Origin of the sequence: Streptomyces sp. NPDC060031, assembly GCF_042736805.1 — a bacterium.
In the GTDB taxonomy this organism is placed as follows: domain Bacteria; phylum Actinomycetota; class Actinomycetes; order Streptomycetales; family Streptomycetaceae; genus Streptomyces.
Genome location: NZ_JBHWVM010000036.1, coordinates 36389 through 50192, shown reverse-complemented (window position 1 = coordinate 50192; position 13804 = coordinate 36389). Strand labels below are relative to the sequence as shown.

Here is a 13804-nt window from a genome sequence, read left to right as displayed (position 1 = left end):
CGGGTGACGAGGGTGCGGGCGGGGTGTTTCGCGACGAGCGACAAACCGTATGCCGTGGCACAAATCCCCCAAGGGCTCAAGATGAGTCCCATCAAGTGGAGAGGCGCGCCATGGAGCTGATTGCATGCAATCCGCAGGTCCTCCTCGAACGGGCCCGGGGCGCTCTTCTGGGGCTCGCGGTGGGTGACGCGCTGGGCGCCCCCGCGGAGAACATGAAGCCGTCGGAGATCCGGGCGAAGTGGGGCCGGATCGAGGGCTTCGTGTCGGAGGACCCGGCGGGCACGGACGACACCGAGTACGCGATCTTCTCCGGGCTGCTGCTGGCCCGCCACGGCTCGGCGCTCACGGTCTCGCACGTGGAGCGGGCCTGGCACCACTGGATCGCGGACCTCGACGAGGGACCGTTCCGCGGGGCCGGCTTCTCCGAGCGGGGCACGCTGGAGAACCTCCGGCGCGGGCTCGCGGCCCCGATCTCGGCGCAGCACCGCCACGCGTGGTCGGACGGCCTGGCCATGCGGGCGGCCCCCTTCGGGGTCTTCGCGGCGGGCCGCCCCGCGGAGGCGGCGCGCCTGGTCGCGATCGACGGCTGCGTGAGCCACGACGGCGAGGGCATCTACGGCGGCCAGGCGGTGGCGGCGGGGGTCGCGGCGGCGATGGCGGGCGGCAGCGCGGCCTCGGTGATCTCGGCGGCGCTGTCGGTCATCCCGTCCGACTCCTGGACGGCCCGCTCCCTGCGCCGGGCGGTGACGGCCGCCCCGCGCGGCGAGCGGGCGGTCCGCTCGGCGGTCGTGATCGGCGGCTACCCGTGGACGGACCTGGCCCCCGAGGCCGTCGGACTCGCCTTCGGGGCGTTCGCCGCGTACGGCGGCGACTTCGCGGGCTCGGTGCTGATGGCGGTGAACATGGGCCGGGACGCGGACACCACGGCGGCGGTGGCGGGCGCGCTGTCCGGTGCGATGGCCGGTACCTCCGCGATCCCTTCCACCTGGTCCTCGGCGATCGGCCCGGTCCGCGGCAGCTGCCTCCCCTCGATGCGCGGCTACCACGTCCTGGACATCGCGGACCTCCTCACCCCGGAATACGAGACCCCCCGATGACCCCACCCCCGGCCCCGGCACCCTTCACCCCGGACCCCCTGTCCGGCCCGCCCCCTGCGTCCGGACCCCCGCCGAAGCCGACGGCCGAACCGACGGCGGCTCCGACGGCGGCTCCGGCGACGGTGTCGGCTCCCGCCGCCACGCCGGCTCCCGTGTCCGCCCCGGCCATCGCGCCTCCACCGGTGCCGGCGCGGGGCCCCGCGCCGGCTTCCTCACCCGCACTGGAGCCCGCGTCGGCACCGGCGCCCGCGTCGGCACCGGCGCCCGCGGCCACGGCCGCGGTGGGCGGCGGGGTCCGGCGGATCGAGGGGCTGCTGCTCGGCCTGGCCGCGGGCGACGCCGCCGGATGGCCCGCGGCACGCCACCGCGCCAGCCGGATGCCCGAGTGGACGCGTCGCCTCACCCGCGAGCTCGACACCTTCGCCGAGCAGAACGCGACCACGACCCTCCCCGTCCCGATCGCCTTGAACCAGCCCCCCGAACCCCTGCGCCTCGGCCCGTCCGACGACGCCGAGTGGGCCGCCTTCGCCGCCGAGTCCGTCCTGACGGCGGCCGGGGTCCTGCTCAGCGACCTGAGCCGGTCGCGGCGGATGCGGGCCGCCATCGACCTGGCGTGGAACGCCCTGGCCAGCGAGGTCGCGGCCGCGGCCGAGCGGGCCCCGGAGGTGGAGTCGGCGGTGCTGCCGCTGCGCGCCCGGATCTCCGTACGGGCCGGCCTCGGCAACCTCGCCGCCGGGCTGCGCCCGCCCGCCACCGGGCACGACAACCCGCACTACTTCGACGACGCCGCCTGCATCCGCGCCTGCGTCCTGGCCGTCGTCCACCCCGGCGACCCGGCCGCGGCCGCCGACCTCGCCGAGTTCGACGCCCGCTACACCCAGGACGGCGACGGCGTCCACGGCGCCCGCGCCATGGCCGCCGCCATCGCCACCGCGCTCGGCGGCGCCGACACGGACACCGCCGTCGAGGCGGCCCTCGGCCAGCTCCCCGAGGCCACCGAGATCGGCCGCAACGCCCGTCACGCCGTCACACTCGCCCGTACCCATACGGGCGGTGGCGGCGCGTTCGCCATCGTCCCCACCCTCGAGCACGAGATCGTGGACCACGTCTACAGCTACGGAATCGCCGCCGCCGAGACCGTCCCGGTCGCCCTCGCCCTCGCAACCGCCGCCCGCGGCAAGGTCGTCGAGGCGGTACCGGCCGCCGCCTGCCTGTCCCGCGTCGCGGACTCCGCCCCGGCCCTCGCCGGCGCGCTCACCGGCGCGCTCGGCGGCGGCGACTCGATCCCCGCCGCCTGGCGCGACGCCTGCCGGACCCTCTCCGGCTGCGCCCTGCCCCGACTCGCGGGCACCGATCTCGTCGAACTCGCCGCGCTGCTCGCGCGTACGGAACTCACCTCGCCCAAGCCCCAGAACCAGAACCAGACCCACACCCACACCCAAGGAATGATGATTCGGACATGACGCTCACATTGGAGGACCGGGCCGCAGGCGCTCTGGTCGGAGCCGCCGTCGGCGACGCCCTCGGCGGCCCGGTGGAGGGCTGGAGCCCGGAACAGATCGTGGAACGGCACGGCGGCCGGGTGCACGGCATCGTCGGCCCCTGGTACGCGGACTGGCGTACGGCCAGGCCGATCGCCCCCTACCACAAGGGCGACGGGCACGTCACGGACGACACCCTCATGACGCACGCGCTGGTACGGGTCTACGAGGCCGTGCGGGACCACCTGGACGCCTACGCGGTCGCCGAGCACCTGGTCCCGGACCTGATGTCGACACCGCGCTGGATCCCGGAGCTGGAGGCGCAAGCCCTGCCCCTCCAGCGGGTCTTCCTCGCGGAGAAGTGGATCGTCACCCGGATCCACTACGCCCACGCCGATCCGCGCGAGGCCGGCGAGGGCAACATCGTCAACTGCGGGGCGGCGATGTACATGGCGCCGGTCGGCATCGTCAACGCGGGACATCCCGCCGGGGCCTACGCCGAGGCCCTGGACATCGCCGGGGCGCACCAGTCCTCGTACGGGCGGGAAGCCGCGGGGGTGTTCGCCGCGGCGGTCGCGGCGGCCTGCGCCCCCGGGGCCACGGCCGCGTCGGTGGTGGACACCGCGCTGTCCCTGGCCAAGGACGGCACCCGCGCCGCCATCGCGGCCGTACGCGAAGCCGCTTCGCGCCACCGGGACTTCGAGTCGGCGCTCGCCCCGCTCCGGGCGGCGGTGGTCCCGTACGACTCGGTCGGCCCGGACTACCGCGCTCCCTCGCTCGGCGCGCGCCGACCCTCGCGCCTGCACTCCATCGAGGAACTCCCGATCGCCCTCGGGATGCTGCTCGTCGCGGACGGGGCGTACGAGGCCGCGGTGCTCGGCGCCGTCAACTACGGCCGGGACTGCGACTCGATCGCCACGATGGCCGGGGCGCTCGCGGGAGCGATGGGCGGCGAGGCCGTGATCCCCGCCGCCTGGGCGAAGCAGGTCGCGGAGGCGAGCCGCCTGGACCTGCACGCCCCGGCCGCGTCACTGGCCGCTGTGGCCCGGGAGGTCTTCGTCCGCGACCGCGACCGCCGCCGCGCCCACGAGTCGGCCTTCTCCGCGATCACGCCCCCCGATGACCTCTGACCGCCCGGCCCCTCCCCCCGGGGCCCCCGCCCGCCCCGGCCCGGGTGTGGCCGCCGCCCACGGCGCCGATCTGATCCGGCTGACCTGGGCGCAGCCGGAGGATCTGGTCGGGCACGAGTTCCGGCAGGCGGCCGAGGACGGCCGGGCGCGGGCCGCCGAGCCACTGCTGCGGGCCTGGCTGGCCGCCGGCGGGCACACGGCGCCCGAGCGGGCCGGGGCCTCCCCCGCCCCTGCCCCGCCGCGGCTCCGCACCCTGGCGGCCCGCCTGCTGGACGAGCTCGCCGAGCTCCCGCGCCCACTGGGCCCCGACGAGCCGGAATCCTGGCCGGCCATCACCGCTTCCTGGCCCGCACCACCGCCCTCCACCGACCCCGCCCCGGTGACGGGGCCGGTCGGGCCCGGGCTGCGGCACAGGCTGGAGGCCGCGTGGGTGGGACGGGCCGCCGGGTGTCTGCTCGGGAAGCCCGTCGAGAAGCTGCCGCTCCACGGGATCCGGGCGCTGGCCCGGGCCACCGGGAACTGGCCGCTCGACGACTGGTTCACCGCCAAGGGCGTTCCCGCCGAGCTGCTCGCCGCCCACCCGTGGAACCGCCGCTCCGCCCCCACCTCCCTCGCCGAGAACATCGACGGCATGCCCGAGGACGACGACCTCAACCACCCCCTCCTCGGGCTCCTCCTGCTCCAGCGCCACGGCAAGACGTTCACCACCGCCGACCTCGGCCGCCTCTGGCTCGACGAACTCCCCGCCGGCCGCACCTTCACCGCCGAGCGCATCGCCTACCGCAACCTCCTCCAAGGGCTGGAGCCCCCCGACACCGCCACCCGCCACAACCCCTTCCGCGAATGGATCGGCGCCCTCATCCGCGCCGACGTCCACGGCTGGACCAACCCGGGCGACCCGGCCGCCGCCGCGGCCCAGGCGTACCGGGACGCCGCCCTCACCCACACCGCCAACGGCGTCTACGCCGCGCTCTTCATCGCCGCCGCGACCGCGCGGGCCGCCGCCGGCCGGGCCGACGTCCATACCGCGCTCCGGGCCGGGCTGGCCGTCGTACCGCCCCGCTCACGCCTCGCCGAAGCCGTCCGCTTCGGGATCACCACGGCGGAGCGCGAGGCCGACTTCGAGCGGGTCGTCGACCGCCTGCACGCCCGCTACGGCCACCACCACTGGGTCCACGCCCTCCCCAACACCGCCCTGATCGCCGCCGCCCTCACGCACGCGGACGGCGACTTCGGCCACTCCATCTGCCGTGCCGTGTCCGGGGGTTGGGACACCGACTCCAACGGGGCCACCGCCGGCGCCCTCTCCGCGCTGATCGCCGGCGAGGTCCCGCACCGCTGGTCCGCCCCGCTCAAGAACCGCCTCGCCACGACCGTCGCCGGCTTCGACGGCGCCGGCTTCGACACCCTCGCCCACCTCACCGCACAGGAGGCAGCACGCTCATGACGGCCATCGCCGTGCTCGGCAGTACCAACATGGACCTCGTGGCCTACGTCCCCAAGGCCCCCCGCCTCGGCGAGACCGTGACCGGCCGCGCTTTCCGCACTGTTCCCGGCGGCAAGGGCGCCAACCAGGCCGTCGCCGCCGCCCGCTCCGGCGGGGAGGTGGTGATGATCGGCGCGGTCGGCGCCGACGAGTTCGGCGTACGGCTGCGCTCCGCGCTCGCCGCGGCCGGGGTCGAGACGGCCGCGCTGCGCACCGTCGAGGGCGCCAGCGGCACCGCGCACATCACCGTGGACGACGAGGGCGGCAACAGCATCATCGTCATCCCGGGCGCGAACGCCCACGTCACGGGCCTGGAGGTGGGGGACGAGTCCCGCATCGCCGCCGCCGGCTCCCTCCTCCTCCAGCTCGAACTCCCCCTGGCCGCCGTCCTCGCCGGGGCCCGGGCCGCCCGCGCCCACGGCGTGCGCACCGTCCTCACCCCGGCTCCCGCCCAGCCCCTGCCGCCCGAACTCCTCGCCGCCACCGACCTGCTGGTGCCCAACGAGCACGAGGCCGCCGCCCTCACCGGGCTCACCGACCCCCGCCAGGCCGCCGAAGCGCTGCTGAACGACGTGCCCGAGGTGGTCGTCACCCTCGGCGCGGCCGGGGTGCTGTACGCCGCCCGCGGGCGGGAGCCGCTGACCGTGCCCGCGCCCCGGGTCCGGGCCGTGGACACCACCGCGGCCGGGGACACCTTCGTCGGCGCGCTCGCGGTGGCCCTCGGCGAGGGCCGGCCCGTGCCCGAGGCGCTGCGCTGGGCCTCCGCGGCCGCCGCGCTGTCCGTCCAGCGGCCCGGCGCCCAGGACTCGATGCCGTCCCGCGCCGAGACCGACGCCTTCGCCGGGCCAGAGGAACGGTCATGACCGGCACCGGCACTGGCACCGGTACCGGCGTCGCCCCCGCCCCCCTCGCCGGACTGCGGGTCCTCGACCTGGCCACCCTCTTCGCGGGCCCCCTCGCCGCCACCCTGCTCGGCGACTTCGGCGCCGAGGTGGTCAAGGTCGAGCACCCCCACCGCCCCGACCCCTCCCGCGGCCACGGTCCCGCCAAGGACGGCATCGGGCTCTGGTGGAAGCTCCTCGGGCGGAACAAGCGGACGATGACCCTGGACCTCTCCACCCCGGGCGGCCGGGACACCCTGCTGCGCCTCGCCGCCACCGCCGACGTGATCGTGGAGAACTTCCGGCCCGGCACCCTGGAGCGCTGGGGACTGGGCTGGCCCGAGCTGTCCGCCGCCAACCCGCGGCTGATCCTGACCCGCGTCACCGCCTTCGGCCAGCAGGGCCCGTACGCCCACCGCCCGGGCTTCGGCACCCTCGCGGAGGCGATGAGCGGGTTCGCCGCGATCACCGGCGAGCCGGACGGGCCGCCGACGCTGCCGCCGTTCGGGCTCGCGGACTCGATCGCCGCGCTGACCACCGCGTACGCCGTGATGACGGCGCTGGCCGGCCGCGACCGCACCGGGCAGGGCCAGGTCGTGGACCTGGCCATCATCGAGCCGATCCTGACGGTGCTCGGCCCGCACCCGCTCTGGTACGACCAGCTCGGCTACGTCCAGCCGCGCACCGGCAACCGCTCCACCAACAACGCCCCCCGCAACACCTACCGCAGCGCGGACGACCGCTGGCTGGCGGTCTCCGCCTCCACCCAGTCGATCGCCGAGCGCGTGCTGCGGCTGGTGGGCCGGCCCGAGCTGATCGCCGAGCCGTGGTTCGCGACCGGCTCGGGGCGGGCGGCCCACGCGCACGTGCTCGACGAGGCGGTGGGCGGCTGGATCGCCCGCCACAAGGCGGAGGAGGTCGTGGCCGCCTTCGAGGACGCCCAGGCCGCGGTCGCGCAGGTCTACGACGTACGGGACGTCATGGCCGACCCCCAGTACGCGGCCCTCGGCACGGTCACCGAGGTCGAGGACCCGGAACTCGGCCCGATCCGCATGCAGAACGTCCTCTTCCGGCTCTCCGGGACCCCCGGCGGGATCCACTGGGCCGGCCGCCCGCACGGCGCCGACACCGACGCCGTCCTCACCGAACTCGGCCTGAGCCCGGCCGAGATCATTGCTCTGCGCAGCGAGGGGGCCCTGTGATCCTGACCTGGCTGTACGTGCCCGGCGACCGCCCCGAGGTGGTCGTCAAGGCCCTGCGCTCCGGGGCCGACGCCGTGATCGTGGACCTGGAGGACGCGGTGTCGGCCTCCCGCAAGGAGTACGCCCGCGCCGCCACCGCCGAACTGCTCACCGGGGACCACCAGGTCCCCGTCCACGTACGGGTCAACGCCCTGGAGTCCCCCTGGGCCGGCGCCGACCTCGCCGCCCTGAGCGGTCTGCGGGGCCTGGCAGGGCTGCGTCTGCCGAAGGTCTCCGCGCCCGAGCAGGTCTCCGGCGTCGCCGAGCGCACCGGCGGGGTGGCCCTGTACGCCCTGCTGGAGTCCGCGCTGGGCGTGGAGCGCGCGTACGAGATCGGCCGCGCGCACCCCGCCCTGCGCGGGCTCTCCCTCGGGGAGGCCGATCTACGGGCCGACCTCGGGGTCAGCGCCGAGGCGGGGCTGGACTGGCCGCGCTCGCGGGTGGTGCTCGCCGCCCGGGCGGCGGGTCTGGCGCCCCCGGCCCAGTCGGTGTTCCCCGACATCCGGGACCTGGAGGCGCTGGCCGTCTCCTGCGCGCGCGGCCGCGCCCTCGGCTTCCTGGGCCGGGCGGCGATCCACCCGCGCCAGCTCCCGGTGATCGAGCGGTCCTACCTGCCCGGCCCGGAGGAGATCACCGCGGCCCAGGAGATCGTCACGGCCGCGCGGGCCACGCCGGGTGCGCAGGCGCTGCCCGACGGCCGGTTCGTGGACCCGGCGGTCGTGGCGGCGGCGCACCGCACCCTGACGCTGTCCCGGCGCACCGACCGGTGACCGGCCGGGGCGACCCGCCGGGATGATCAGTCGTTGAGGGCCGACCAGAGCCACTGGCCGCCGACCCGTACGTACAGCCGCTTGTTGACCGAGTCCACGGCCATCGTGCCGTCCAGCGGCGGGCGGGTGAAGGAGGCGTCGTTGACCGGTCCCGGGACCAGCCGCAGCGGCGGGTTCGGGGCGTTCTTGACCGGGACCGTGCCGGTGGCCTGGGCGCCGCTGCTGCCGTAGCTGTTCTCCACCCGGAAGTCGCCGGTGGACGACTGCTCGTAGTAGATGTGGGTGCCGGTCGGTGCGGTGCCGTAGAGGCCCACGACGTTGCGCAGCACCGCCGTCGAGCCGGGGCCGGAGTAGAGGGCCACGCCCGCGTTGACGGTGGCCTTCCCCGCCTTGTTGGCGATGACCACGTTCTCCAGGGCGCTGGAACTGGCCGCCCAGCTGATGATGTTGCGCGCGGTGGCCGGGGTACCGGCCGCGAAGTCGCCCGCGTAGCAGTAGATGTTCGTGGCGTAGACGTGCTTGGAGCCGGCGTCGGTCTTCAGGTGCGGGCCGCCCTGCATCCGGGAGGTCTCGAACTTGCAGTCCGTGATGTAGACGCCGTTGGGGTTGTTGGAGGTGACGGCGCCCTGGCCGATCCACAGCGCGCCGGTGCCGAAGGCCTCCAGGCGGCAGCCGGTGAAGTGGATCTGGTTGATGTTGTCCTGGCTGTAACCCCAGGTGTCCGCGGTGGCGGAGGAGGCGTTGCGCAGCCAGATGTTGGGCTGGGTGGTGCTGCCGGTGGCGCCGGTGCTGTCCTCGATGACGAGGTTGTAGAAGCGGGAGTCCCAGAACTCGACGGCGTCGATGCACATGTCGTTGTTCGACGACATGAAGACGTCGCGGAAGTAGGAGTTGTTGTTGTAGTAGAGCTCCAGCAGCAGTCCGGTCTTGCGGTTGCCGTTGAAGCCGAGGTTCTCCACCGAGCAGTAGCGGCGGTGGGTGGAGCCCGTCGAGCCGGAGGGGCCGGTGCCGGACATCCGCAGCAGGATGCCGTCGCCGCCCTTGATCAGCGTGGCCGCCTTGGCTCCGGCGCCGGCGAGGCGGATGCCGTCGCCCTTGACGGCCAGGGCCGGCTGCCCGGCGGTGGGCTTGACCAGGTACTTCCCGACGGGGAAGTAGACGGTGCCGCCGCCCGCGGCGGCCGCCGCGTCGAGCGCCCGCTGGATCGCGGGGGCGTCGTCGGCCGCGCCGTCGCCGATCGCCCCGTGCGTCTTGACGTCGAACCAGTCGGGCGTGCCCGCGGCCGTGGCCGCCGCGGCCGTCCCGCCGGTGGTCATCACGGCGGCGCCAGCGGCCAGTCCGGCCACGGCCCCGGTGAGCAGCGCCCTGCGGGCGGTCTTCGGCTGTCCGGTCATGTTCTCCCCCTCGACAACGATCATCGTCAGACATGATCATGCCAGCCGGGTGTGGCAGGTCCCGGACATGCCGAAGGGGCGCCGCGTCCGCGCGGCGCCCCTTCGGTCGGACCGTGTCAGGCCTTGTCGGCCTTGGCGTCGGCGGGCGCGTCCGTCTCGGGGTCGACCGCCTTGCCGGTCTCGGCGGCGTCCGCGGCCTCGGCGTCCTTCGGCTCTGCCGGGGCGTCCGCATCCGCATCCGCGTCGGCATCCGCGGCCGCCGCCGGAGCCGAAGCGTCCGCGGCCAGAGCCGAAGCGTCCGCGGCCGGAGCGCCGGAGGGGTCCGGCTCCACGACTTCCTCGCGGCCCGGCCGCAGCTTCGCCGACAGCACGAAGTAGGTGACGGCGAGGACGAACACGACGATCGAGGTCCAGACGTTCAGCCGCAGGCCCAGGATGTGGTGGGCCTCGTCGACCCGCATGTACTCGATCCAGCCGCGGCCGACGCAGTACGCGGCGACGTACAGCGCGAACGCCCGCCCGTGCCCGAGCTTGAAGCGGCGGTCGGCCCAGATCACCAGGGCGGCGACGCCGATGCACCACAGCGACTCGTACAGGAAGGTCGGGTGGTACGTCCCGGCGACCCGGTTCGGTCCGTCGCTGATCTTCACCGCCCAGGGCAGGTCGGTGGCGCGGCCGTACAGCTCCTGGTTGAACCAGTTGCCCCAGCGCCCGCAGGCCTGGGCCAGCGCGATCCCGGGGGCGAGGGCGTCCGCCCAGGCCGGCAGCGGGATGCCGCGCCGACGGCAGCCGATCCAGGCGCCGACCGCGCCCAGCGCGATGGCGCCCCAGATGCCGAGGCCGCCCTGCCAGATCTTGAAGGCGTCGACCCAGTCGCGGCCCTCACCGAAGTAGAGCTGGTAGTCGGTGATCACGTGGTAGAGGCGACCGCCGACCAGGCCGAACGGAACCGCCCACACGGCGATGTCCGCGACCGTGCCGGGCTTTCCGCCGCGGGCGACCCAGCGCTTGTTGCCGAGCCAGACGGCGACGAAGACGCCGATGATGATGCAGAACGCGTAGCCGCGCAGCGGGATCGGTCCGAGATGGATCACGCCGGTCGACGGACTGGGAATGAAGGCAAGGTTCATGGCAGACCCGACGCTACCCTGCCGGGCGGCGGGGACCGCAACCGCCCGGCAAGGTGCTGCTGAATCGAGACTGACCCAAACCGGCCCTACTCCTGCGAAGTCCCCCGGGGGGTGGACCTGGGGGCGCCCGCCTTCGACCTGGCGGACGCCGAAGCCGACGCGGAGGCCGACGGCGAGGCCGACGCCGACCCGGACGCCGAGGGCTTCGGGGCGGCCGACGCGCCGCCCGTGCCCTTGGCCGCAGCCTCCACCTGCTCCTTGAGCTTCTGCGGGGTCAGCGGATTGGCCTGGTCGGCGAAGATGTCCTTGCCGTCGAGCTGCACGGTCGGGGTGCCGCGGAACTTCCCGGCCCGGAAGGCCTCATTCGACTTCATCACCCAGGCGTCGTGCTTGCCGTCCTCGACGCAGGAGCGGAACTCGGCGGTGTCGAGCCCCTCCACCTTGCCCGCCAGCTCCAGCAGCTTCGCGTTCTTCGCGTACGCGTCGTTGACCTCCTCCGGCTGGTTCTGGAAGAGCACGTCGTGGTACGCGGGGAACTTGCCGGCGTCCTGGGCGCAGGCGGCCGCATTGGCGGCCCGCAGCGATCCGCTGCCGCCCATGTTCCCGTCGATCAGGGTCGCCAGGTGGTAGTCGACCTTGAGCAGCCCCTTGGCCTCCAGCTCCTGGATGACGGCCCGGTAGTTGTCCTCGAAGGCCTTGCAGGCCGGGCAGCGGAAGTCCTCCCACACGGTGAGGGTGGACTTGGCCCCGTCCTTGCCGGCCCGGATGGCGAGCGCGTCCTTGCCGGTGGCTCCCGAGGGGGCCACCACGGGACCGCCCTTGGCCGAGGAGCCGTCCTTTCCGGTGTTGGCCGCGATCAGGCCGACGACGGCCGCCAGGCCGAGTACGCCGACCACCGCCGACGCCACGACGAGGGTCCGCCGGCGCTTGTCCCGGGTCTTCTGCCGCTCGCGCTCCACGAGGAGTCGCTCCCGGGCCGATCGTTTCGTCGCATCGCGGTTCGCACCGTCGTTCTTCTCGCTCACGTTCGGCCAAACGAAGCGGGGAGGCACTCGCGTGCCTCCCCGCTCCCGTTTCCACTCGAACGGGCTACAGAACCCCGGTCGGGGCCCGCCCGGCGTCAGGACCTGCGTACGCCTTCCGCAAGCTCGCCCGCCAGAGCCCGCACGGCGGCCAGGCCCGCGGCCTCGTCCGGCGCGTCCAGCAGCAGCTTGACGAAGGCCGAGCCGACGATGACGCCGTCGGCGAAGCCGGCGACCTCCTTGGCCTGGACGGCGTTGGAGACCCCCAGGCCGACGCAGACCGGCATCTCGGTGGTCGCGCGGGTGCGGCGCACCAGGTCCTGGGCCTCGTTGCCGACCGATTCGCGGGTGCCCGTGACGCCCATCAGCGAAGCGGCGTAGACGAAGCCGGAGCCGGCCGCCGTGATGGTGGCCAGGCGCGCGTCCTTGCTGCTGGGGGCCACGACGAAGACGGTCGCCAGAGCGTGCTTCTCCGCGTGCTCGCGCCACAGCGCGGACTCCTGGACCGGCAGGTCGGGCAGGATGCAGCCCGCGCCGCCGGCCGCGGCCAGCTCGGCCGTGAACCGCTCGACGCCGTAGCGGTCGATGGGGTTCCAGTACGTCATCACCAGGATCGGGGCGCCGGTCGCCTCGTGCGCCTCGCGCACGGTGCGCAGCACGTCGGCGATCTTGACGCCGCCGCGCAGGGCGATGTCGTCGGCGGTCTGGATGATCGCGCCGTCCAGCACGGGGTCGCTGTGCGGGAGGCCGATCTCGACCACGTCCGCACCGCCCGCGAGGACCGCCTTGGCGGCCTCGATGGCCCCGTCCACGGTCGGGAAGCCGGCCGGGAGGTAGGCGACCAGGGCCGCGCGGTTCTCGGACTTGGCCTTGGCGAGCGTCCTGCTCAGCAGCTCGATGTTGCCGGTGCTCACTTCGACTCCCCTTCGGCAGCGCCGTCGTACAGCCCGAAGTAGCGGGCCGCCGTGTCCATGTCCTTGTCGCCGCGGCCGGACAGGTTGACCACGATCAGCCCGTCCTTGCCCAGCTCCTTGCCCAGGTCGAGGGCGCCGGCCAGGGCGTGCGCGGACTCGATCGCCGGGATGATGCCCTCGGTGCGCGAGAGCAGGCGCAGCGCCTGCATCGCCTGGTCGTCGGTGACCGCGCGGTACTCGCCGCGGCCGGTGTCCTTGAGGTAGGAGTGCTCCGGGCCGATGCCCGGGTAGTCCAGACCGGCCGAGATCGAGTACGGCTCGGTGATCTGGCCCTCCTCGTCCTGGAGGACGTAGCTGCGGGAGCCGTGCAGGATCCCGGGCTCGCCGGCGGTCAGGGTGGCCGCGTGCTCGCCGCTCTCCACGCCGTGTCCGGCGGGCTCGAAGCCGACCAGGCGGACGTCGGCGTCCGGGATGAAGGCGTGGAAGAGGCCGATGGCGTTGGAGCCGCCGCCGACGCAGGCCGCGACGGCGTCGGGCAGCCGGCCCGTGCGCTCCAGGATCTGGCGGCGGGCCTCGACACCGATGACCCGGTGGAAGTCGCGGACCATGGCCGGGAAGGGGTGGGGGCCGGCGACCGTGCCGAAGAGGTAGTGGGTCCGGTCCACATTGGCGACCCAGTCGCGGAACGCCTCGTTGATGGCGTCCTTGAGGGTGCGGGAGCCGGACTTCACCGCAATGACCTCGGCGCCGAGCATCCGCATGCGGGCGACGTTCAGCGCCTGGCGCTGGGTGTCGATCTCGCCCATGTAGATGGTGCACTCGAGGCCGAAGAGGGCGCAGGCGGTGGCGGTGGCCACGCCGTGCTGGCCGGCGCCGGTCTCGGCGATGACGCGGGTCTTGCCCATGCGCTTGGTGAGCAGCGCCTGGCCCAGCACGTTGTTGATCTTGTGCGAGCCGGTGTGGTTCAGGTCTTCGCGCTTGAGGAAGATCCGCGCGCCGCCGGCGTGCTCGGCGAAGCGGGGCACCTCGGTGAGGGAGCTGGGGCGGCCCGTGTAGTTGACCATCAGGTCATCGAGCTCGGCCGCGAAGGCCGGGTCGTTCTTGGCCTTCTCGTACTCGACGGCGACCTCGTCCACGGCGGCGACGAGCGCCTCCGGGATGAACTTGCCGCCGAAGTCGCCGAAGTAGCCCTCGGCGTTGGGGACGTGACCCTCCGGGTCCGGGATGAAGAACTCGCTCGCGGTGCTGGACATGCCAG

General features: G+C 74.4%; 12 protein-coding genes. 7 read left to right on the top strand and 5 right to left on the bottom strand.

The genetic code is table 11. The features are described 5' to 3' along the window. The first annotated feature begins 110 nt into the window (after positions 1 to 110). The 7 genes from ACFWB8_RS18250 to ACFWB8_RS18220 are packed head-to-tail and all read left to right on the top strand — an operon-like array spanning position 111 to position 8086. Positions 111 to 1097 carry an ADP-ribosylglycohydrolase family protein gene (locus ACFWB8_RS18250; RefSeq protein WP_385227417.1) on the top strand — a complete coding sequence of 329 codons (987 nt, stop codon included), beginning with the start codon at positions 111 to 113 and terminating at the stop codon, positions 1095 to 1097. Then, positions 1094 to 2560, top strand: coding sequence for an ADP-ribosylglycohydrolase family protein (locus ACFWB8_RS18245; protein WP_385227414.1), 1467 nt, complete (start codon positions 1094 to 1096; stop codon positions 2558 to 2560). Before ACFWB8_RS18250 ends, ACFWB8_RS18245 begins: the two co-directional genes overlap by 4 nt. Beyond that, on the top strand, positions 2557 to 3708 hold the full coding sequence (locus ACFWB8_RS18240) for an ADP-ribosylglycohydrolase family protein (protein WP_385227410.1): 1152 nt from the start codon (positions 2557 to 2559) through the stop codon (positions 3706 to 3708). The genes ACFWB8_RS18245 and ACFWB8_RS18240 overlap by 4 nt, the downstream gene beginning before the upstream one ends. Beyond that, entirely contained in the window at positions 3698 to 5155 is a 1458-nt protein-coding gene (locus ACFWB8_RS18235; protein WP_385227407.1) for an ADP-ribosylglycohydrolase family protein, read from the top strand. Before ACFWB8_RS18240 ends, ACFWB8_RS18235 begins: the two co-directional genes overlap by 11 nt. Further along, a complete protein-coding gene (gene rbsK / locus ACFWB8_RS18230; RefSeq protein ID WP_385227404.1) occupies positions 5152 to 6057 on the top strand; it encodes a ribokinase in 906 nt (301 codons plus the stop codon). Before ACFWB8_RS18235 ends, rbsK begins: the two co-directional genes overlap by 4 nt. Continuing rightward, positions 6054 to 7277 carry a CaiB/BaiF CoA transferase family protein gene (locus tag ACFWB8_RS18225; protein WP_385227401.1) on the top strand — a complete coding sequence of 408 codons (1224 nt, stop codon included), beginning with the start codon at positions 6054 to 6056 and terminating at the stop codon, positions 7275 to 7277. Before rbsK ends, ACFWB8_RS18225 begins: the two co-directional genes overlap by 4 nt. Further along, the gene (locus ACFWB8_RS18220) at positions 7274 to 8086 is read left to right on the top strand and encodes an HpcH/HpaI aldolase/citrate lyase family protein (protein ID WP_385227398.1); all 813 of its coding nucleotides are present in this window, start codon (positions 7274 to 7276) and stop codon (positions 8084 to 8086) included. Before ACFWB8_RS18225 ends, ACFWB8_RS18220 begins: the two co-directional genes overlap by 4 nt. Positions 8087 to 8112: 26 nt before the next feature. Here the strand turns inward: ACFWB8_RS18220 and ACFWB8_RS18215 are convergent, their stop codons facing one another. The 5 genes from ACFWB8_RS18215 to trpB form a co-directional block, all read right to left on the bottom strand. Continuing rightward, the gene (locus ACFWB8_RS18215; protein ID WP_385227395.1) at positions 8113 to 9504 is read right to left on the bottom strand and encodes a glycosyl hydrolase family 28-related protein; all 1392 of its coding nucleotides are present in this window, start codon (positions 9502 to 9504) and stop codon (positions 8113 to 8115) included. Positions 9505 to 9596: 92 nt separating this feature from the next. Further along, positions 9597 to 10610: a prolipoprotein diacylglyceryl transferase gene (gene lgt / locus ACFWB8_RS18210; protein ID WP_385227391.1), complete on the bottom strand. Its 1014-nt coding sequence runs from the start codon at positions 10608 to 10610 to the stop codon at positions 9597 to 9599. 86 nt (positions 10611 to 10696) lie between these two features. Further along, positions 10697 to 11635 carry a DsbA family protein gene (locus ACFWB8_RS18205; RefSeq protein ID WP_385227388.1) on the bottom strand — a complete coding sequence of 313 codons (939 nt, stop codon included), beginning with the start codon at positions 11633 to 11635 and terminating at the stop codon, positions 10697 to 10699. A 95-nt stretch (positions 11636 to 11730) separates the two neighbouring features. Then, positions 11731 to 12546, bottom strand: a complete 816-nt coding sequence (gene trpA / locus ACFWB8_RS18200) for a tryptophan synthase subunit alpha (RefSeq protein ID WP_385227385.1) — start codon at positions 12544 to 12546, stop codon at positions 11731 to 11733. Continuing rightward, positions 12543 to 13799, bottom strand: coding sequence for a tryptophan synthase subunit beta (gene trpB / locus ACFWB8_RS18195; RefSeq protein WP_385227382.1), 1257 nt, complete (start codon positions 13797 to 13799; stop codon positions 12543 to 12545). Before trpB ends, trpA begins: the two co-directional genes overlap by 4 nt. Between the last annotated feature and the right edge of the window lie 5 nt (positions 13800 to 13804).

Bases quoted from the DNA above. Each gene is read 5' to 3' on its own strand.
- ACFWB8_RS18250 (WP_385227417.1), top strand. From the start codon at position 111: ATGGAGCTGATTGCATGCAATCCGCAGGTCCTCCTCGAACGGGCCCGG.
- ACFWB8_RS18245 (WP_385227414.1), top strand. From the start codon at position 1,094: ATGACCCCACCCCCGGCCCCGGCACCCTTCACCCCGGACCCCCTGTCC.
- ACFWB8_RS18240 (WP_385227410.1), top strand. From the start codon at position 2,557: ATGACGCTCACATTGGAGGACCGGGCCGCAGGCGCTCTGGTCGGAGCC.
- ACFWB8_RS18235 (WP_385227407.1), top strand. From the start codon at position 3,698: ATGACCTCTGACCGCCCGGCCCCTCCCCCCGGGGCCCCCGCCCGCCCC.
- rbsK (WP_385227404.1), top strand. From the start codon at position 5,152: ATGACGGCCATCGCCGTGCTCGGCAGTACCAACATGGACCTCGTGGCC.
- ACFWB8_RS18225 (WP_385227401.1), top strand. From the start codon at position 6,054: ATGACCGGCACCGGCACTGGCACCGGTACCGGCGTCGCCCCCGCCCCC.
- ACFWB8_RS18215 (WP_385227395.1), bottom strand. From the start codon at position 9,504: ATGATCGTTGTCGAGGGGGAGAACATGACCGGACAGCCGAAGACCGCC.
- lgt (WP_385227391.1), bottom strand. From the start codon at position 10,610: ATGAACCTTGCCTTCATTCCCAGTCCGTCGACCGGCGTGATCCATCTC.
- trpB (WP_385227382.1), bottom strand. From the start codon at position 13,799: ATGTCCAGCACCGCGAGCGAGTTCTTCATCCCGGACCCGGAGGGTCAC.